The following is a 16048-nucleotide window of genomic DNA, read 5'->3' as shown; positions in this document are numbered from 1 at the left end:
ATGAGAGGTGAATCCTCTGCACGGCCCAACATGGGCCGTCATTGCGTTCTGCTTATGGGCTTGCTAGCTCGCCATACGGCGAGTGGCGTCCTCGAGACGGTCCGCGATCGAACCGTTGATGACCTCGTCACCGACCTGCACCCGGATCCCGCCGAGGACCTCGGGGTCCACGTCGAGGTTCAGGTGCATCGGGCGGCCGTAGAGCTTGGCCAGGGCGGCGCCGAGGCGCTGCTTCTGTCCGTCACTCAGCGGCACCGCCGAGGTGACCACGGCGACCATGCGGTTGCGGCGCTCGGCGGCGAGCTTGGACAGGGACTCGAGTCCCGCTTCCAGGCTACGTCCGCGCGGCGCGGTCACAAGGCGCGTCACCAGACGCTCGGTGGTCACGTTGGCCCGGCCGCCGAGCAGGCCGCGCAGCAGCTCGCTCTTGGCCGCCTTGGTGGCGGCGCGGTCGGTCAGCGCGGCGCGCAGCTCGGTGTTCGAGTTGACGATCCGGCCGAAGCGGAACAGCTCGTCCTCGACGTCGTCGAGCGCGCCCGTCCGCTGGGCCGCCGTGAGGTCGGCGGTCGCGGCCAGGTCCTCCAGCGCGTCCACCAGGTCGCGCGGCTGCGACCAGCGGGACCGCACCAGGCCGGACACCAGGTCGGCGGTGGTGCCGCTGACCTGGGCGCCGAGCAGGCGCTGGGCCAGCTCGGCCTTGGCCTCGGCGGGCTGCGCCGGGTCGGTGAGGACCCGACGCAGCGACACCTCGCGGTCGAGCAGCGCGGTGACCGAGGCCAGCTCGTCGGCGAGCCGGGCCGCGTCCACGGACGTGGAGTCCGTCAGCGCGTCGAGACGCTCACGTGCGGCTGCGGTTGCCTCGCGGCTCGCTCCGTGCGCAGTCATCGAGCCGCCTCGGCCTTCTCCTCAAGCTCGGAGAGGAAACGGTCGATGACACGGCTCTGGCGGGCGTGGTCCTCGAGGGACTCGCCGACCAGCTTGCCGGCCAGGTCGGTGGCCAGGTGGCCGACGTCCTGACGCAGCGCCTGGGACGCGGCCTTGCGGTCCGCCTCGATCTGCGTGTGACCGGCGGCGATGATCTCTTCGCGCTGCCGCTGGCCTTCCGCGCGCATCTCGGCGATGAGCGTGGCGCCCTGCTCCTGTGCCTCCTGGCGCAGGCGCGCGGCCTCGTGACGGGCCTCGGCGAGCTGAGCCTTGTACTGCTCAAGAACGCTCTGGGCCTCGGTCTGAGCGGCCTCGGCCTTTTCGATACCGCCCTCGATGGCCTCGCGACGCTGCTCCAGAACCTTGTTGATGTTCGGGAGAAGCTTCCAGGCCAGGAAGCCGAAGACGATGACGAAGGCGATCAGGCCGATGACAAGCTCGGGAATCGGCGGGACGAGGGGGTTTTCCTTCTCCTCGGCCGCCAGAATGAGCAGGTGGCTCATGTCAGTGCCTTTCGTCTAGTGGGCTGTCGCTGATCTGGTGGATCAGGTGCCGTAGACGAACGGCATGACCAGACCGATGAGGGCGAGCGCCTCACAGAAGGCGAAGCCGAGGATCTGGTTGGCGCGGATCAGACCGGCGGCCTCGGGCTGACGGGCGAGCGCCTGGGTGCCGTTACCGAAGATGATGCCGACGCCGACGCCGGGGCCGATGGCCGCGAGGCCGTAACCGATCGAGCCGAGCGAGCCGGAGACAGCGGCAAGGGTCTGGGACATGCCAGTTCTTCCTTTTCTTTACGGACCGGTGGGGGTTGGCCACCGGACGACTGCGGGGTCGAGAGGACGGGCGCTCAGTGGTGCTCGGCCAGCGCGCCCTGGATGAAGGTGCAGGTCAGCAGCACGAAGACATACGCCTGCAGGGCCTGGATGAACAGTTCGAAGGCCGTCATGACGAGGACCATGATGAACGAGACGCCGGAGTAGACGATCCCGAAGCCGTTGAGCAGGTACCAGCTCGCGATCGTGAACAGCAGCAGCAGCGTGTGACCCGCGAACATGTTCGCGAAGAGTCGCACGGCGTGCGTGAACGGCCGGACGATCAGGTTCGAGAGAAGCTCGATGAACATGGCCAGCGGCAGAACCGGGCCCAGCGACTTGTCGTAGCCGGTGATGTTCTTCCAGGCACCCACGAATCCGTGGCGCTTGAACGTCAGCGAGACCCAGACGATGTAGACGATCAGGGCAAGGACCGCGGGGTACGCGATGATCGCTGTGACCGGGAACTGGGCGACCGGGATGATCGACCAGAGGTTCATCATCCAGATGAAGAAGAACAGCGAGACGACGAGAGGTACGTACTTCTCGCCTTCCTTCTTGCCGATCGTCTCGTAGACGACACCACGGCGGATGAAGTCGTAGCCCGCCTCGGCGACCATCTGCAGCTTGCCCGGGACGACCTTCGGCTTGCGGAAGGCCGCCCAGAAGAAGCCGACGACGACAATGGAGCCGAGCAGCGCCAGGAGCATCGTCTTGTTGAAGTAGACGTTGCTGTCACCGTCGCCCCAGAGGGGCTCGAACAGGAACGAGTGCAGGCCGGGAGCCGGGAAGCCACAGCCGTCGAAGATGTGGCAGTCGGTCTCGAAGGCGAGCACCTGCGTCGGGTCAGCACTCACCGCGGGCTCCTTCAGCGTGGCGCATAGGTACGGCAACCTCGTTGTGTCGGCGCGGCGCACAGCCGCGGTTCGGCACTGGACTGGTGTTACGGATGTGGGGGCGGCTGTGGGGCATCAAGCCTCGCGATTGAGCAGGCGTCAGCTCAGATGCCCGCGCCCGCGATGCCGCAGTTGGCACCGGACGATAGCAGGATCTCTCACGCGCACTTATCCCGGCCCTACCCCTCACGACGAGTGCCCTGTCTTTTCGGGCTTGTCGCCCTTCGAAGACTCGGGTTCGACGTAGAGGATCTTGGCCTTCATGTGGGCACGCGCCTGCGCCCCGATCCACGCGAGCGTGGTCGCGACCAGTGTGATCGCGAAGGCCTTGGGGTTGAACAGCGAGGTGTTCTTGAACGCGGCGACGAAGATGAACAGCAGAAGAATCTGCGCCGTGTAGAGCAAGAGGCCCATCGCCTGGAACAGATGCGGAAGCGTTTTGGCGGTGCGCTGCAGAACGTAGAGACCGAGCCCCATGAAGAGGATCACGACCAGCGTCGCGACGACCGCTCCGATCGCTCCCTTGCCGCCGGCGACCACACCACTGACGACGGCGGCAATCGCGCCGACGGCAGCCGTGGGTACGGCGGCTTGAAGGAGGATCCGGGCGTCATTGGACGGCATGGCGGCAACTCCGCTTGCTCAGGGGGGGCAGGGTGTCGTCATGGACGAGCGTAGTCCCGGGTGGAGAGAGAACCTCACGCCAAGGGACCGTCTCACTAGGGTCCTTCGGCTCCGTCCCGGGTTCTCGTGAACCGTATCACAAACTATTTGATGAGGTCTTTACCTGGTTGGTGTGCTCACTGTCACACATGAGAGTGAAAGTGCGCGTCTGTGCGCGGGGAGGGTCAACTTGTCTGGTATTGGGACCCTTTGCTACCCCACGACTTGGTCACGCGTTAGTCAGATTCTTACCTTGCCGTCAGCGCGACGACTCGGCCTCACGCCGGTCCAGGAGTCGCGAACGGGCGCCAATCGCCGTTGCCCCGTTGACTCCTGAGACCCCGGCGACCACCGGCGCCAGGTGTTCGCGCGCCTCGTCCGGCCCGTCCGTGACGGCCGTCTCGTGCGTGACCGGCACCCCGTCCACGGCGGACTTGGCGGCGGCCCTGCGACGGCGGTAGCGGGGCGGCACCAGGTGCTCGGCCCAGCGCGGGGCACGCGGGGTGAAGCGCGGCAGCAGGAGCAGCACCAGACCCACCGCGCTGAGCGCCGCGACGGCCAGCACGCTCCACATGGCCCCGGAGTTGACCGAGTAGGCGAGCGCGCCGAAGGCGATCAGCGCCGACCAGAAGTACATGATCAGCACGGCCCGGCTGTGCGAGTGGCCCACCTCCAGGAGGCGGTGGTGCAGATGCCCCCGGTCCGCCGCGAACGGCGACTGGCCGCGCCAGGTGCGCCGCACGATGGCGAGCACCAGGTCGGCGGCCGGGATCGCGATGATCGTCAGCGGCAGCAGCAGCGGGATGAAGACGGGCACCGTCTGGTGCACGGTGTTGCGCTCGGAACCGGAGAACAGGTTCATCACGTCGGGGTCGATCTGCCCGGTGATGGAGATCGCGCCGGCGGCCAGCACCAGGCCGATGAGCATCGACCCGGAGTCGCCCATGAAGATCCGCGCGGGATGCATGTTGTGCGGCAGAAAGCCCAGGCACATGCCCATGAGGATCGCCGCGAACAGCGTCGCCGGGGCGGCGGCCTCGATGCCGTACGAGTACCAGATCCGGTAGGCGTACAGGAAGAACGCGGCGGACGCGATGCACACCATGCCGGCGGCGAGGCCGTCGAGGCCGTCCACGAAGTTGACCGCGTTGATCGTGATGACGACGAGCGCCACCGTCAGCAGCGTGCCCTGCCACTGGGTCAGCGCGACCAGACCGACCCCCGGGATCGGCAGCCACAGGATCGTCAGACCCTGCACCACCATCACACCGGCGGCGATCATCTGGCCGCCCAGCTTGATCAGGGCGTCGATCTCGAACTTGTCGTCCAGCACGCCGATCAGCCAGATCAGCGCGGCTCCGGAGAGCAGGGCGCGCGGTTCGTTGGAGTTGGCGAAGACCTCGTTGAGGTTCGTCAGGTGGTCCGCGACCAGCAGACCGGCGCACAGGCCGAAGAACATCGCGATGCCGCCGAGCCGCGGCGTGGGTTCGCGGTGCACGTCCCGCGCACGGATCTCCGGCATCGCTCCGGCCACGATCGCGAACTTCCGTACCGGCCCTGTCAGCAGATACGTCACCGCGGCCGTGATGCAGAGCGTCAGCAGGTATTCACGCACGGGCTTCCCCACAGGTCTCGCTGGCCATCACAGCCCCACACCCTAGCGATGCGCGCATATGGTTGGGGACTTCCGGGTAGCGACGATGGTTGCACGAGTGGCTGTGCACCTGTGCACACCTACCCGCGCTCAGTCCGGGTATGGGGGGAATCTTCCGGTCAGCTCCCGCACTTCCTCACGGGCGTGCCTGGTCTCGATCTCATCCCGCAGCACGCCCGCGAACAGCACCGCGACCCGGGCCATCTCCGGCTGCCCCATCCCCTGTGTGGTGAGCGCGGCGGTGCCCAGGCGCAGGCCGCGCGCCCCGTGGGGCAGCGCGCAGGTGTCGAGGACCATACCGGCGGCGGCGAGCCGGCCACGCGCGGTGCGCCCCTCGACACCGAGCGGCGCGGGATCGACGGTGACGAGGTGGGTGTCGGTGCCGCCGGTGGTGACCGCGAGCCCCTCGGCGTCCAGTCCGGCGGCCAGTACGCGCGCGTTGGCGACCACCTGATGGGCGTACGCCGTGAACGCCGGGGTCTCCGCCTCGCCGAACGCGACGGCCTTGGCCGCGATGGTGTGCATCTGGGCGCCGCCCTGGGTGAACGGGAAGACCGCCCGGTCCACCCGCTCGGCCAGCTCCCCCCGGCACAGGATCATGCCGCCGCGCGGACCGCGGAGCACCTTGTGGGTGGTGGCGCACACGACATCGGCGTACGGCACCGGGCTGGGCGCCGCTCCCCCGGCGACGAGCCCGATGGGGTGGGCGGCGTCCGCGATGAGATGGGCGCCGGCCTCGTCGGCGACCTCGCGGAAGAAGGCGTAGTCGATGTGCCGGGGATAGGAGATCGAGCCGCAGACGATCGCCTTGGGCCGGTGGGCGCGGGCCAGCGCGCGCACCTGCTCGTGGTCGATGAGCCCGGACTCCCGCTCGACGCCGTAGCCGACGAAGTCGAACCAGCGGCCGGAGAAGTTCGCGGGTGAGCCGTGGGTGAGGTGACCGCCGTAGGGCAGGCCCATCGCGAGCACGGTGTCGCCGGGGCGCAGCAGGGCGGCGTAGGCGGCGAGGACCGCCGAACTGCCCGAGTGGGACTGCACGTTGGCGTGGTCGGCGCCGAACAGGGCGGTGGCGCGGTCGACGGCGACGCGCTCGACGACGTCCACGATTTCGCAGCCGCCGTGGTGACGGGCGCCGGGGTATCCCTCGGCGTACTTGTTGGCCAGCGGGGAGCCGAGGGCGGCCAGCACGGCGGGCGAGGTGAAGTTCTCGGCGGCGACGAGCTGGAGGGTGGTCGACTGCCGGGTCAGTTCGCCGGCCAGGATCTCCGCCATCTCGGGGTCCTGGCGCAGCAGGACGTCCGCTTCGGGCGTGTGGGTGACCGGCATGGTGGACTCCGGGCTCGGCGAGCAAGGCGCTACGTCCAATGTAGGACCGCGGCCCGTACCACGCCCGGTGTCGCCGTGCCACGAGGGCCGGCGGCACGGCGGGACCCGGTGTCAGCCGTCGGCTATCAGCCCTCAGGCGCGGGCCGGTACCCCCGTGAGCGCGGTGACGACCGGGTCGAGCGCCTCGTTGATCTCGTCGCCGATGGACCGGAAGAACGGCAGCGGCGCCCCGTAGGGGTCGAACACCTCGTCCGCCTCGGCCGTCGGGGCCAGCAGCCAGCCGCGCAGCGCGGCGGCGGCGCGCACCAGGGCGACGGCGCGTTCCACGACACCGTTCTCCAGGGGCGGCAGGGTCGCCGGGTCTATGGCGCGCACGAGGCGGGTGAACTCCTTCAGGGTGAAGGTGCGCAGCCCCGCCGAGTGCCCCATGGAGATGACCTGGGCGCGGTGGTCGCGGGTGGCCGTCAGGACCAGGTCGGCGCGGATGACGTGGTCGTCGAGGAGTTCCCGCCCGACGAAGCCGGAGGGGTCGGCGCCGAAGTCGGCGAGGACGGTCGCGGCGTTGGCCTCCATGGGCGCGCCCTCGTGGCCCCAGGTGCCGGCGCTCTCCACGATGAGGCCGCCCCACCGGGGGTCGTCGAGCCGGTCCGCCAGGGCATGCCGGGTCAGCCGCTCGGTGATGGGCGAGCGGCACACGTTGCCGGTGCTGACGTGGAGGATGCGGAAGGACTCCCTGGAGGACCCGTCGGTCCCCGTGATCCCCGTGCCTATACCACGCATGGGGGTGCCCCCTGGTCGAGCGGAGCGGGGGGCCGGGAGGAGGCGGGGGCTGTCAATTCGCCACCTCGAGGTCGGGTACGACCTTCCGCAGCTCCTCCGCCGACAGGGCGCCGGCACGCAGCAGCACGGGGACCTTGCCGGTCACGTCGACGATCGAGGAGGGCACGTTGCCCGGGGTGGGGCCGCCGTCCAGGTAGACCGAGACGGAGTCGCCGAGCATGTCCTGCGCGGCGTCACAGGTCTCCGGGGAGGGGTGGCCCGTGAGGTTGGCGGAGGAGACGGCCATCGGGCCGACCTCGGTGAGCAGCTCGATGGCGACGGGGTGCAGCGGCATGCGGATGGCGACGGTGCCGCGGGTGTCGCCGAGGTCCCACTGGAGGGAGGGCTGGTGCCTGGCGACGAGGGTCAGGGCGCCGGGCCAGAACGCGTCGACCAGTTCCCAGGCCATCTCGGAGAAGTCCGTGACGAGGCCGTGCAGGGTGTTCGGGGAGCCGATGAGGACGGGGGTGGGCATGTTGCGGCCCCGGCCCTTGGCGTCGAGCAGGTCGGCCACGGCCTCGGAGGTGAACGCGTCGGCGCCGATGCCGTAGACGGTGTCCGTCGGGAGGACCACCAGTTCGCCACGGCGGACGGCGGACGCTGCCTCGCGCAGACCGGTGGTGCGGTCGGTCGCGTCGTTGGTGTCGTATCGCCGTGCCATTTAGCGGGCCTCCTCGTACACGTACTGCTGGTGGGGAAACGCGGGGAACTGGGGGAACTGGGGGAACTCGATGTGGGCGCGCGCCCCGCCGCCGGGCGCCGGGGCGCGGTGGGCCGGGGCGCGGTGGGCCGGGCTCACGGCATCGCCTTGCGGGCGGTGGCGAAGCGGGGCCGGTTGTTGAGGTCGGGGTGGTCGGCGGCGTCGGCCCAGCCCCGCTCCTCGGTGAAGATCCACGGGACCTGGCCGCCCTGGGTGTCGGCGTGCTCGACGACCACGACCCCGCCGGGGCGCAGCAGCCGGTGCGCGGTGCGCTCGATGCCGCGGATCAGGTCGAGCCCGTCCTCCCCGGAGAACAGGGCGAGTTCGGGGTCGTGGTCGCGGGCCTCGGGCTGGACGTACTCCCATTCGGTGAGCGGGATGTACGGCGGGTTGGAGATCACCAGGTCGACCTGGCCGTCGAGGTCGGGGAAGGCCTCCAGGGCGTCTCCCTGGCGCAGGTCGACCCTGGACCCCTCGACGTTCTTGCGCGTCCACTGGAGGGCGTCCTCGGACAGCTCCACGGCGTGCACGCGCGAACGCGGGACCTCCTGGGCGAGGGCGAGCGCGATGGCGCCGGAGCCGGTGCACAGGTCGACGATGAGCGGCTCGACCACGTCCATCGCGCGGACGGCGTCTATGGCCCAGCCGACGACCGACTCGGTCTCCGGCCGGGGCACGAACACGCCGGGCCCCACCTGGAGTTCGAGGTAGCGGAAGTAGGCGCGCCCGGTGATGTGCTGGAGCGGTTCGCGGGCCTCGCGGCGCGCGGTGACCTCCCAGTAGCGGGCGTCGAAGTCGGAGTCCTTGACGGTGTGCAGCTCGCCCCGCTTGACGCCGTGGACGAAGGCGGCGAGTTCCTCCGCGTCGTTGCGCGGAGAGGGCACGCCGGCGTCGGCCAGCCGCTGGGTGGCCTGGGCCACTTCCGCGAGCAGCACGCTGCGGGAGTTCGGGGGTCGACCCCCAAAATGTTGCTGCACGCTGGTCCTCCGGGGCTGAGCTGTTGTCGTTTGCAGTTACGCAGCGGCGAGCTTGGCGGCCGAGTCGGCGTCCACGCAGGCCTGGATGACCGCGTCCAGCTCGCCGTCCAGGACCTGGTCCAAGTTGTACGCCTTGAAGCCGACGCGGTGGTCCGAGATGCGATTCTCCGGGAAGTTGTACGTACGGATCTTCTCGGAGCGGTCGACGGTGCGGACCTGGCTGCGGCGGGCGTCCGCGGCCTCCCGTTCCGCTTCCTCCTGGGCCGCCGCGAGGAGCCTGGAGCGCAGGATACGCATGGCCTGCTCCTTGTTTTGGAGCTGGCTCTTCTCGTTCTGGCAGGAAGCGACGACTCCGGTGGGAATGTGCGTGATGCGCACCGCGGAGTCGGTGGTGTTGACGGACTGGCCGCCGGGGCCGGAGGAGCGGTAGACGTCGATGCGCAGGTCGTTGGCGTGGATCTCGACGTCGACCTCCTCGGCCTCGGGCGTGACGAGCACGCCGGCGGCGGAGGTGTGGATGCGGCCCTGCGACTCGGTCGAGGGCACGCGCTGCACGCGGTGCACGCCGCCCTCGTACTTGAGGCGGGCCCACACGCCCTGGCCGGGCTCGGTGGCGCCCTGGCCGCCCTTGGTCTTCACGGCGACCTGGACGTCCTTGTAGCCGCCCAGCTCGGACTCGGTGGAGTCGATGATCTCGGTCTTCCAGCCGACGCGCTCGGCGTAGCGCAGGTACATGCGCAGCAGGTCACCGGCGAACAGGGCGGACTCGTCGCCGCCGGCGCCCGCCTTGATCTCCAGGATGACGTCCTTGTCGTCGCTCGGGTCGCGCGGGACCAGGAGCAGGCGGAGCTTCTCGGTCAGCTCCTCGCGCTGCTTCTCCAGTTCCTTGACCTCGGCGGCGAAGTCGGGGTCGTCGGCGGCGAGTTCCTTCGCCGTGCCGATGTCGTCCCCGGTCTGCTTCCAGGAGCGGTACGTCGCGACGATCGGGGTCAGCTCGGCGTAGCGCTTGTTGAGCTTGCGCGCGTTGGCCTGGTCGGCGTGGACCGACGGGTCAGCGAGCTTCTTCTCCAGATCGGCGTGCTCACCGATCAGTTCCTCGACCGCCTCGAACATCTCCGGCTCCAATGGACTGTCCCCGCGCTGGGCTCGGGGACGGGGGGTACGGCATGGGGGCCCCTTGTTCCGGCGTGGCCGGAGCCCGGGGGTACGGGCTGCACCGCAAAGCGCCGGTCCCGGCGCCCCCGTACCGGGGACGCCGAAGACCGGCGCTGTGGGCTCGCTACTTGTTGGCAGCGGCAGCCTTGCCGAAGCGGGCCTCGAAGCGGGCCACGCGGCCACCGGTGTCGAGGATCTTCTGCTTGCCCGTGTAGAACGGGTGGCACTCGGAGCAGACCTCGGCACGGATGGTGCCGGAGTCGATGGTGCTCCGGGTGGTGAACGACGCGCCACAGGTGCAGCTGACCTGCGTCTCGACGTACTCGGGGTGGATGTCGCGCTTCAAGGTGTCTCCTAGTTTCGGGAGGGCACCGGGTCGCCGCCGCGGGATGCGGGTGCGTGAACCGGGGCCGACGTACCAGTCTGCCAGCACTGGCCGTATCCCCCAAAACCGGGGGACGCGGTGATCTATTCCCCGGGCGCCGGCGGGCGGGGTCAGCCGGAGCTGACGACGTCCTTGGCGGAGCCGGTGGCGGTGCCCTCGGTGGCCGATTCGGGGATCGGCCGGTCGTTCTTGAGCGCCTTCCACACCTGGGCGGCCTTGTCCTTGTCGACGAGGACGCGGTTGGCGTTGGCGCGGTCGTACTGGACGGGCATGGTCACCATCGTCATGTGGGACGAGCTGATGCCCTTGAGGCCGTTGGCGAAGGACGCGAGGTCGGTGACCGAGCCGATGTCGGAGTCGGTGGTGACCGCCTTGGTCGCGGTGTCGGCGAGGTCGTAGAGCTTCTTCGGGCTGGAGAGCACGCCGAGGTGCTTGACCTGGTCGACCAGGGCCTTGATGAACGCCTGCTGGAGCTGGATGCGGCCGAGGTCGGAGCCGTCGCCGACGCCGTGCCGGGTGCGCACCAGGCCGAGCGCCTGCTTGCCGTCGAGGGTGTGGGTGCCGGCCTTCAGGTTCAGGTGGCTGTCGGGGTCCTTGATGCTCTTGGTCGTGGTGACCGAGACGCCGCCGAGGTCGTCGATGAGCTTCTGGAAGCCGGTGAAGTCGACCTCGACGTAGTGGTCCATGCGGATGCCGGTGACGGACTCGACGGTCTTCACCGCGCAGGTGGCGCCGCCGGTGGAGTAGGCGGAGTTGAACATCACGCCGGAGGCCGCGGCATGGGCGGTGCCCTGGGTGTCCGTGCAGGAGGGCCGGTCGACCAGGGTGTCGCGCGGGATGGAGACCACGCCGGCCTTCTTGTGGCCCTTGTACACGTGGATGATCATCGCGGTGTCGGAGCGGGCGCTGCCGTCGTCGGCGCCGCCGCCGAGCTTCTTGTTGCCGCCGGCGCGGGTGTCCGAGCCGAGGACGAGGATGTTCTCGGAGCCGTTGTCGACCTTCGTGGGGCGGTCGCTGCCGAGCGCCTGGTTGATGTCGACGCTCTTGATGTTGCCGTTGAGCTTGAAGTACAGGTAGCCGGCTCCGGTGCCGCCGAGCACGACGACGCCCGCGGCGGTCCAGGCCGTGATGAGCAGGGCCTTGCGCCGCGTGCTGCGCGTCTTGCGGCGGCGGCCCTTCGCGCCGCGGCGCGGGCTTCGCTTGGCCGGGTCGGCCGGTATCTCGGGCTCCGGTGTGCTCTCGGCAGGCATGTGCTCCCTCAGTCCCTTTTCGCGGTCGGTTACCCCCTGCTTTCAGGGCCAGACCCATCCGGTCGTGACAAGGCGTACCGCTCCATGGTCACTCCGTACGGTCAGACGGGGAAACCCGGGAAAGGGTTGCACAACGCTCTGTGCCCATCAGGTGGCCCGATGGGCACAGAGCGTCACGGGTGAGGCCGGGCGGGAACCCGCTCACCTGCGGTTTCAGCCGAAGATGTCGTACTGGTCGAAACCGGTGCCGACCGAGATCCTTGTGGCAAAGATCTCGCTGGTGGCCTTTCCGGTCCCCGGGTACAGGTAGAGCGTGCCGCCGGGGGTGCGGGCCAGGAAGTCGGCCTTGCCGTCGCCGGTCACGTCACCGACGGCGTCGAAGGCGTTGTAGCCGCTCCAGGTGGTCACCTTGACCCGCGCGGAGAAGGCGCCGCTGCCGGTCTTGCCGGTCCCCTTGTAGAGGTAGACGTACGAGCCGGTCTTGCTGCGGGCGATGAGGTCGGCCTTGCCGTCGCCGGTGAAGTCCCCGTGTCCGCGTACGGAGTTGTACTGGCTCCAGCCGGTGCCGACCTTGACGCGCGAGGAGAAGGTGCCGTTGCCCTTGCCCGGGTACTCCCACATCGTCCCGGAGGAGTCGACGGAGAGGATGTCGGGCAAACCGTCGCCGGTGAGGTCGCCGGGGGCGACGATCCGCTGGCGGGTGCCCCAGCCGCTGAAGGCCTTGTCGGTGGCCCATTTGCCGGTGGCCGGCAGGAAGTGGGACCAGTAGACGTCCCCGCTGTGGCTGTCGCGGACCACGAGGTCCTGGTAGCCGTCCCGGTTCAGGTCGGTCTGGAGCACGACGTTGACGCCGTCCCAGTCGCCCCACGAGGTGCGCGCGGCGAACGAGGTGCCCTTGGAGTCCTTCTCGTAGCCCTTCTTGCCGGAGGCGCTGCGGAGCCAGAGGTCGGCCTTGTTGTCGCCGCTGAGGTTGGTGTCCTCGACGCGCGGCCAGACGGCGCCGACGTAGGTGCTGACCTTCGAGAAGACGCTGTAGGCGCCCTTGGCGACGCAGTCCTCGACGCCCCAGGAGACGACGCCGACGATCCGGCCGCCGACGATCAGCGGGCCGCCCGAGTCGCCGTTGCAGGCGGTGGTGGTGCCGGCGTCCCGGCCGGTCGCCTTGGTGCCCGCGCAGAGCATGTGGCCCTTGACGTACTCCCGGCCGTAGGCGGTGGTGCAGGCGCTGTCGGAGTTGATCGGCAGGGTGGCCGTCTTCAGCGTCTCGGAGATGTCCTGGGTGGTGGAGCTGGTGCGGCCCCAGCCGTAGAGCGTCGCCTTGGTGCCGGAGGCGTACGAGGCGGTGTCACCGGACGTCGTCATGCGGATCGGCTTGGCCTTGACGGGGGTCGCCAGGGTGAGGACGGCGATGTCGTTGTTGATGGTCGCCGGGCTGTACGACGGGTGGTTCCACTGGCGCAGGACGCCGCTGACCGTGCCGCCGTGCAGGCTGCCCCCGCTCGGCAGCTGGGAGGTGCCGGTGACGATGCTGCCGTGCGCCTTCCAGTCGTAGCTCTTGCCGTTCTCGTCCTTGACGCAGTGCGCGGCGGTGAGGATCTTCGTCGGCGAGACGACGGAACCGCCGCAGAAGAAGCCGAGGTCGTCGCTCTCCCCGCTGGTGCCCTTGTCGTCGAAGTACCAGAGCTGCGCCATCCACGGCGCCTTGGTGATGGTGGTCGTGGTGCCGCCGATGATCTTCGGGTCGATGCGCGTGGCGGTCGTCCCGGCGCTCAGCGCGGTCTTGCGGGGCGTCGCGGCCACGCTGTCACCGGCGGCGACGGCGTCCGCGACCCGCTGCTTGAGAACGGCCTGGGACGGCACGGAGACGGCGGCGGGGCGCACCGTCGGGGTCGGCGGGCCGGAGACGCCGGAGGCGTTCGCGGACGAGACCAGGAGCGCTCCGGCGATCGCGGCGGCGAGGCCGGCTGCGGCGACCGGGACGGCTATCCGTGCGCGACGTCTGTGACGGCCGCCTCCAGACATGGGTGTGTCCACTCAAGTCCCCCCTCAGAGTCAAGAGTTCAGATCTGCTTCAGCAGACATACGAAGCCGCGATCGTACATGTGTGCCCATCAGCGCAAAGGGCCGCCCCCGTCACTCGCGTGACGGGGGCGGCCCTGGTGCTGCCGGTCCGGAGAACCTCAGTCGTTGCCGTTGCCCGGCGACGGGGTGGTCTTCTGGATCTGGAGCAGGAACTCGGCGTTCGACTTCGTCTGCTTCATCTTGTCGAGCAGCAGCTCGATCGCCTGCTGCTGGTCGAGCGCGTGGAGCACACGGCGCAGCTTCCAGGTGATGGCCAGCTCGTCGCTGCCGAGCAGGATCTCTTCCTTGCGGGTACCGGACGCGTCGACGTCCACCGCCGGGAAGATGCGCTTGTCGGCGAGCTTGCGGTCGAGCTTCAGCTCGGCGTTGCCGGTGCCCTTGAACTCCTCGAAGATGACCTCGTCCATGCGCGAGCCGGTGTCGACCAGCGCGGTGGCCAGGATCGTCAGCGAACCGCCGTCCTCGATGTTGCGCGCCGCGCCGAAGAACCGCTTCGGCGGGTAGAGCGCGGTCGAGTCGACACCACCGGACAGGATGCGGCCGGAGGCCGGGGCGGCGAGGTTGTACGCGCGGCCCAGACGGGTGATGGAGTCGAGCAGCACGACGACGTCGTGGCCCAGCTCCACCAGACGCTTGGCGCGCTCGATGGCCAGCTCGGCGACCGTGGTGTGGTCCTCGGCGGGGCGGTCGAAGGTCGAGGAGATGACCTCGCCCTTCACCGACCGCTGCATGTCGGTGACCTCTTCCGGACGCTCGTCGACCAGGACGACCATCAGGTGGCACTCGGGGTTGTTGTGCGTGATCGCGTTGGCGATCGCCTGCATGATCATGGTCTTGCCGGTCTTCGGCGGGGCCACGATCAGACCGCGCTGGCCCTTGCCGATGGGCGCGACGAGGTCGATGATCCGGGTCGTCAGCACACCCGGGTCGGTCTCCAGGCGGAGCCGGTCCTGCGGGTAGAGCGGCGTCAGCTTGTTGAACTCCGGGCGTCCGCGCCCCGAGTCGGGGGCCATGCCGTTGGTGGAGTCCAGGCGGACCAGCGCGTTGAACTTCTCGCGGCGCTCGCCGTCCTTGGGCTGGCGGACGGCGCCGGTGACGTGGTCACCCTTGCGCAGGCCGTTCTTGCGGACCTGGGCGAGGGAGACGTACACGTCGTTGGGGCCGGGCAGGTAGCCCGAGGTCCGGATGAACGCGTAGTTGTCGAGGATGTCGAGGATGCCCGCCACGGGGATCAGCACGTCGTCGTCGGCGACCTGCGGCTCGGCGATCTCGTCGCGTCCACGGCGCCCGCGGCGGTCGCGGTAGCGTCCGCGCCGGCCGCGGCGGCCGCCCTCGAAGTCGTCGTCGTCCTGCGGGCCGTTGTCCCGCGGGCCGTTGTCGCGCTGCTGCTGGCGGTCCTGACGGCCGCCGCCCTGCTGCTGACGGTCACGGTCCTGCCGGTCCTGGCGCTGTCCGCCGCCCTGCTGCTGGCGGTCGCCGCCCTGGCGGTCCTGGCCGCCCTGCTGCTCGTCGCCCTTGTTGCCGCGGCGGTCACGGTCACGGCCGCCCCGGTCGCGGTCGCGGCGGTCACGGCGCTCGCGGCGGCCCTCGGCGCCGTCGGCGTCGGTCTGCGTCTGCGTGTCGGCCTTCGCCTCGGCGGTCACCGTCTCGGGGCTGCCCGCCTCGGCGGTGGCACGGCGGCGGCGGCGCTCGGCGGGGGCGTCCTCACCCGCACGCTCGGTCTCGCCCGAACGGGCGGCGGGGCCGCCGGCCGGCTGGCCGGGGATCTCGATCTGCTGCTGGGCCACGGCCTGCTCGGCGGCGGCCTTCTCGGTCTTCTTCTCGGCCGGAGTGTCGGCCTCGTCACCCGTACGCGCCTTCGAGGTGGCGCGGCGCTTCGGCTTGGTCTCGCCGGCCGCGTCGGCGGACGCCGCCTTGGCGGGGGCACCGCCTCCCGCCTGCGCTTCCTTGATGACCTCGATCAACTGGCTCTTGCGCATACGCGCGGTGCCCCTGATCCCGAGGCCGGATGCGACCTGCTGAAGCTCGGCCAGCACCATGCCCTCGAGGCCGGTACCGCGGCGTCGCCTGGAGCCGGCACCGGTGGCAGGCGCGGAGGCGTCCGTGGCGGGCGCGGCAGCGGTCTCCTCGACACGTGCGCCCATCAGATCGGTGGTGTCGCTCACGAAGGGTCCTTCCCTGGAGCGGACGTCGGCCTGTCTGGCTCGGCGACCGGTTGTGCTGTCCGGCTTTGGTCCTTGCTGTGTGGACCGTGCCGGGGCGGTGGTCCGCCAAAGCGGCGGAAGACATATCTGGTGATGACGATTCCGGAGCCGAGGCACTGAGGTGCGGTGTCATCGGCATGGTCACGCCGGTTCCGGAGCGTGCTCAGCACTGCTCAGCGCGTAGCACCCAATGCAAGG

At 69.8% G+C, this 16048-nt stretch carries 16 protein-coding genes; all 16 read right to left on the bottom strand.

What is annotated here, in order from left to right; all coding sequences use genetic code 11:
- Positions 1-63 precede the first annotated feature (63 nt).
- Complete coding sequence (locus AB0912_RS19695; RefSeq protein ID WP_366701344.1) at positions 64-885, bottom strand: F0F1 ATP synthase subunit delta; 822 nt, start codon at positions 883-885, stop codon at positions 64-66.
- A complete protein-coding gene (locus AB0912_RS19690) occupies positions 882-1427 on the bottom strand; it encodes a F0F1 ATP synthase subunit B (RefSeq protein WP_366701342.1) in 546 nt (181 codons plus the stop codon). The genes AB0912_RS19695 and AB0912_RS19690 overlap by 4 nt, the downstream gene beginning before the upstream one ends.
- 42 nt (positions 1428-1469) lie before the next feature.
- Positions 1470-1700 (bottom strand): ATP synthase F0 subunit C, encoded by a 231-nt coding sequence (gene atpE, locus AB0912_RS19685; protein ID WP_028804225.1) that lies wholly within the window; start codon positions 1698-1700, stop codon positions 1470-1472.
- Between the two features lie 74 nt (positions 1701-1774).
- A complete protein-coding gene (atpB, locus tag AB0912_RS19680) occupies positions 1775-2596 on the bottom strand; it encodes a F0F1 ATP synthase subunit A (protein WP_366701340.1) in 822 nt (273 codons plus the stop codon).
- A gap of 225 nt (positions 2597-2821) precedes the next feature.
- Positions 2822-3259, bottom strand: coding sequence for a hypothetical protein (locus AB0912_RS19675; RefSeq protein WP_366701338.1), 438 nt, complete (start codon positions 3257-3259; stop codon positions 2822-2824).
- A gap of 298 nt (positions 3260-3557) precedes the next feature.
- Positions 3558-4913, bottom strand: coding sequence for an MraY family glycosyltransferase (locus AB0912_RS19670; protein WP_366701336.1), 1356 nt, complete (start codon positions 4911-4913; stop codon positions 3558-3560).
- Between the two features lie 129 nt (positions 4914-5042).
- Positions 5043-6278, bottom strand: coding sequence for a serine hydroxymethyltransferase (gene glyA, locus AB0912_RS19665; RefSeq protein WP_366701334.1), 1236 nt, complete (start codon positions 6276-6278; stop codon positions 5043-5045).
- Between the two features lie 132 nt (positions 6279-6410).
- A complete protein-coding gene (locus tag AB0912_RS19660) occupies positions 6411-7058 on the bottom strand; it encodes a protein-tyrosine-phosphatase (protein ID WP_366701332.1) in 648 nt (215 codons plus the stop codon).
- 52 nt (positions 7059-7110) lie between these two features.
- Positions 7111-7758, bottom strand: a complete 648-nt coding sequence (locus AB0912_RS19655) for an L-threonylcarbamoyladenylate synthase (protein ID WP_366701330.1) — start codon at positions 7756-7758, stop codon at positions 7111-7113.
- Entirely contained in the window at positions 7759-7896 is a 138-nt protein-coding gene (locus AB0912_RS19650) for a hypothetical protein (protein WP_366701328.1), read from the bottom strand.
- Positions 7893-8732 carry a peptide chain release factor N(5)-glutamine methyltransferase gene (gene prmC, locus AB0912_RS19645; protein ID WP_366701326.1) on the bottom strand — a complete coding sequence of 280 codons (840 nt, stop codon included), beginning with the start codon at positions 8730-8732 and terminating at the stop codon, positions 7893-7895. The genes AB0912_RS19650 and prmC overlap by 4 nt, the downstream gene beginning before the upstream one ends.
- A 78-nt stretch (positions 8733-8810) precedes the next feature.
- Positions 8811-9887 carry a peptide chain release factor 1 gene (gene prfA / locus AB0912_RS19640; protein ID WP_366701324.1) on the bottom strand — a complete coding sequence of 359 codons (1077 nt, stop codon included), beginning with the start codon at positions 9885-9887 and terminating at the stop codon, positions 8811-8813.
- 166 nt (positions 9888-10053) lie between these two features.
- Entirely contained in the window at positions 10054-10275 is a 222-nt protein-coding gene (gene rpmE, locus AB0912_RS19635) for a 50S ribosomal protein L31 (RefSeq protein WP_081219441.1), read from the bottom strand.
- Positions 10276-10424: 149 nt separating this feature from the next.
- Entirely contained in the window at positions 10425-11564 is a 1140-nt protein-coding gene (locus AB0912_RS19630) for an LCP family protein (protein ID WP_366701322.1), read from the bottom strand.
- 213 nt (positions 11565-11777) lie between these two features.
- The gene (locus tag AB0912_RS19625) at positions 11778-13586 is read right to left on the bottom strand and encodes a trypsin-like serine protease (protein ID WP_366701320.1); all 1809 of its coding nucleotides are present in this window, start codon (positions 13584-13586) and stop codon (positions 11778-11780) included.
- Positions 13587-13744: 158 nt separating this feature from the next.
- Complete coding sequence (rho, locus tag AB0912_RS19620) at positions 13745-15811, bottom strand: transcription termination factor Rho (RefSeq protein WP_366701318.1); 2067 nt, start codon at positions 15809-15811, stop codon at positions 13745-13747.
- Positions 15812-16048 lie beyond the last annotated feature (237 nt).

The organism is Streptomyces sp. NPDC007084 (assembly GCF_040703595.1).
Taxonomy (GTDB): domain Bacteria; phylum Actinomycetota; class Actinomycetes; order Streptomycetales; family Streptomycetaceae; genus Streptomyces.
The sequence above is the reverse complement of the archived record's forward strand: the minus strand, read 5'-3'. Positions and strand labels throughout refer to the sequence as shown.

What these genes read in the sequence shown, in the direction of transcription:
- AB0912_RS19630 (WP_366701322.1), bottom strand. Translation starts at nt 11,564, where the DNA reads ATGCCTGCCGAGAGCACACCGGAGCCCGAGATACCGGCCGACCCGGCC.
- prfA (WP_366701324.1), bottom strand. Translation starts at nt 9,887, where the DNA reads ATGTTCGAGGCGGTCGAGGAACTGATCGGTGAGCACGCCGATCTGGAG.
- AB0912_RS19660 (WP_366701332.1), bottom strand. Translation starts at nt 7,058, where the DNA reads ATGCGTGGTATAGGCACGGGGATCACGGGGACCGACGGGTCCTCCAGG.
- AB0912_RS19655 (WP_366701330.1), bottom strand. Translation starts at nt 7,758, where the DNA reads ATGGCACGGCGATACGACACCAACGACGCGACCGACCGCACCACCGGT.
- AB0912_RS19675 (WP_366701338.1), bottom strand. Translation starts at nt 3,259, where the DNA reads ATGCCGTCCAATGACGCCCGGATCCTCCTTCAAGCCGCCGTACCCACG.
- AB0912_RS19625 (WP_366701320.1), bottom strand. Translation starts at nt 13,586, where the DNA reads ATGTCTGGAGGCGGCCGTCACAGACGTCGCGCACGGATAGCCGTCCCG.
- atpE (WP_028804225.1), bottom strand. Translation starts at nt 1,700, where the DNA reads ATGTCCCAGACCCTTGCCGCTGTCTCCGGCTCGCTCGGCTCGATCGGT.
- AB0912_RS19690 (WP_366701342.1), bottom strand. Translation starts at nt 1,427, where the DNA reads ATGAGCCACCTGCTCATTCTGGCGGCCGAGGAGAAGGAAAACCCCCTC.
- AB0912_RS19695 (WP_366701344.1), bottom strand. Translation starts at nt 885, where the DNA reads ATGACTGCGCACGGAGCGAGCCGCGAGGCAACCGCAGCCGCACGTGAG.
- glyA (WP_366701334.1), bottom strand. Translation starts at nt 6,278, where the DNA reads ATGCCGGTCACCCACACGCCCGAAGCGGACGTCCTGCTGCGCCAGGAC.